2 protein-coding genes and 1 other RNA gene are annotated in these 2,879 nt (G+C 68.9%); 2 read left to right on the top strand and 1 reads right to left on the bottom strand.

What is annotated here, in order from left to right:
• The first annotated feature begins 92 nt into the window (after positions 1-92).
• On the top strand, positions 93-623 hold the full coding sequence (smpB, locus tag DRB06_RS08525; RefSeq protein ID WP_111819694.1) for an SsrA-binding protein SmpB: 531 nt from the start codon (positions 93-95) through the stop codon (positions 621-623).
• A gap of 113 nt (positions 624-736) precedes the next feature.
• Here the strand turns inward: smpB and DRB06_RS08520 are convergent, their stop codons facing one another.
• On the bottom strand, positions 737-1,732 hold the full coding sequence (locus DRB06_RS08520; RefSeq protein WP_111819693.1) for an aldo/keto reductase: 996 nt from the start codon (positions 1,730-1,732) through the stop codon (positions 737-739).
• 174 nt (positions 1,733-1,906) lie between these two features.
• Here DRB06_RS08520 and ssrA point away from each other — a divergent pair.
• Positions 1,907-2,277: a transfer-messenger RNA gene (ssrA, locus tag DRB06_RS08515) on the top strand.
• Positions 2,278-2,879: the final 602 nt, after the last annotated feature.

Genomic DNA, 2,879 nt, shown 5'->3' with positions numbered 1-2,879 from the left:
CCTTGCCGACGGCGGGCCTTGGCGACCGCCGTCGGCGGCAGTAGGATGCGGCGCCGTGGCTTGACGGCCCGGGACGAGGGAAGGAGACGCCGGTGGCCAAGAAGACCGAGGGTACGAGGAAACTCACTCCGGCGGAGCGCGCCAAGGCGGCCGCCGACGCGCACAAGACCATCGCCCGCAACCGCAAGGCGACGCACGACTACTTCATTGAGGACCGCTACGAGGCGGGGCTCGCCCTGACCGGCACCGAGGTGAAGGCGCTGCGCATGGGCCGGGCCTCTCTGACCGAGGCGTGGATCGAGATCGACCGCAACGGCGAGGCCTGGCTGCAGGGCGCCCACATCCCCGAGTACCTGCAGGGCACCTGGAACAACCACTCCCCGCGCCGCAAGCGCAAGCTGCTGCTGCACCGGGCCGAGCTGGACAAGCTCGCGCAGCGGGTGCAGGCGAAGGGCTACACGATCGTGCCCCTGGAGCTGTACTTCACCGGCGGGCGCGTCAAGCTGAAGATCGCGCTGGCCCGAGGCAAGCAGGACTGGGACAAGCGCCAGGCCCTGCGGGAGGCGCAGGACAAGCGGGATGCGGCCCGCGCCATGGCCGCCGCCAACCGGCGCCGCGGCTGACGCGGGCATCTGGGCGTGACGGCGCCTGCCGGTCAGAGGGGGCGTCGGGCGCCGTCGTCGGGCTGTCGGCCGGTTGCCGACGAGCGGGTCGGTGGCGAGCGGGGCGGCTCGCCTTACCAGCGGTCGTGCACGTGGGCGCGGATGCGCCGGTCGTACAGGTCCGCCAGGGCCGCGTGCAACTGCTCGCTGAGCGGGGGGAGCACGGCGGCGGAGGCGTTGGTGCGGGCCTGCTCGGCGTTGCGCGCGCCGGGGATCACGGTGGTCACGCCCGGCTGGTCCAGGATCCAGCGCAGCGCCACCTGGGCGGGGGTGGCGCCCGCCGGGCCGAGTTCGCGGCACAGGGCGGTGAACTCCTGGGCGGCCTTGACGCCGACGTCGAAGGGTACGCCGGAGAAGGTCTCGCCGATGTCGAAGGCGGAGCCGTCGCGGTTGTAGTTGCGGTGGTCTGAGGCGGGGAAGGTGGTGTCCGCGGTGTAGCGGCCGGACAGCAGCCCGGAGGCCAGCGGCACGCGGGCGATGATTGCGGTGCTCGTGGCCTGCGCGGTGGGCAGCACCTGCTCCAGCGGCTTGCGGCGGAAGACGTTGAGGATGATCTGCACGCTGGCGCACCCGGGGCGCCGCATGGCATCCAGGGCCTGGGCGCAGGTCTCCACGCTGACCCCGTAGGCGCGGATGCGGCCGTCCGCCACCATCTCCTCCAACCAGTCCCAGGTGCGCTCAGCGGAGATGACCTCACTGGGCGGGCAGTGCAGCTGCACCAGGTCGATGGTGTCCACGCCCAGGTTCTGCCGGGAGCGGTCGTTCCAGGCCAGGAAGGCGTCGCGCGTGTAGTTCTCGGGGAGCTGCTCCACGCGCCGGCCCATCTTGGTGGCGATGGTGAGTCCGGCGTCGGGGTGGGCGGCGGCGAAGGCACCGACGAACTGCTCGGAGCGGCCGTCGCCGTAGACGTCGGCGGTGTCGATGAAGGTGACGCCGGCGTCGAGCGCCGCCTGCAGGGTGGCGGTGGCGTCATCGGCGGTGACCTCACCCCAGTCGGTGCCGAGTTGCCAGGTGCCGACGCCGACGGCGGAGATGTTGCGATCGAGGGCGGGGAGCGGGCGGGTCTCCATGATGTGCCTCCTATGAGTTCGAGCCGATGCCGTCAGCCTAGCGGCTCCCAGTGGTCCGACGAAACAAATCTAGTGGCGAAGGTCTCGCGGCCGCTGCAACCGGCGCTGGTATGCTTGAGTTGCTGAGGTTTCAGCGGGTTCCCGCCCGGCATGCCGGGCGGGGAAAACTCAACAGGGGATGATCGGTTTCGACGACGGTCGTGGATTCAGGAGAAGCGGGTCGAGGATGCACAGTCATCTCGTCAACGCTCTGTGCGAACCAATAGGTGCCGATAACACTCGCACCGACTTCGCCCTCGCCGCCTGAGGCGAGCCTCGAAGTCCGTCAGCCCGGGGGAGCTTCCGCCCCGGTTCCTGGCGTCATCTAGGAAGCCACTGCTGAGGCCCCATGCCACCGGGGGTCTCGGGACTTCAAGGTGGCTGAGCCCGTCGGCGTCCTTGTTCGCGTGAGACGCCGGGGCCGAGAAAAACAGCAGCGAACTGCACCCGGAGAAGTCCTGTTGCACCACCGTCGGACCGGGGTTCGATTCCCCGCATCTCCACCAAGAACCTGCTGGCGCTGACACGGTCACGCGCCAGCAGGTTCTTTGTTTTCTTGTCCGGCTTCGATCCTGCTTGTGAGAGTCGGGTCATCGGGTTATCGGGGTTGAGACGCTGCTTCACATGTGACTTGGTGTTGATCGTGGGTGCTGGAGGCGGTCTTCAGCACGACCTTGGTGACACTCCACGACCTTCGTGCCTGTTGCACGACCACCCCGGGGTCGTGCAGTACGCACCAAGGTCGTGGAACGCCGCCCGGGGTCGTGCAATCCACGGGCGGGGCAACCATTGCAGTCGCCCCAGGGATGCGGGGCGTCGCCGCCCCGCCCGTTGCAACATGCCCGAAACCGGCGGAGCCCGATCTCGACCGACCAGATCAGCCTGGCTGTGCTTGGCGTCGGCCGACGCCGGATGCACGGCGAGCTCCTCCACCCGCCGACCAGAACCGAGGTACAAGCAACGCGCTCACACCGACGACCCTGAGGGTTGACCCTGACACGGTGTGAGGGCACATGGTTGACTCATGGCCGAGACCACGAATCTCATGACGATCGGCGAGTTCAGCTCATTGACTCGCCTGTCGGTACGCATGCTGCGCCACTACGAC

The sequence above is a fragment of the Actinomyces sp. Z5 genome (assembly GCF_003287795.1).
GTDB classification, from domain to species: Bacteria; Actinomycetota; Actinomycetes; order Actinomycetales; family Actinomycetaceae; genus Actinomyces; species Actinomyces glycerinitolerans.
This window is presented reverse-complemented; position numbering and strand designations above follow the sequence as displayed.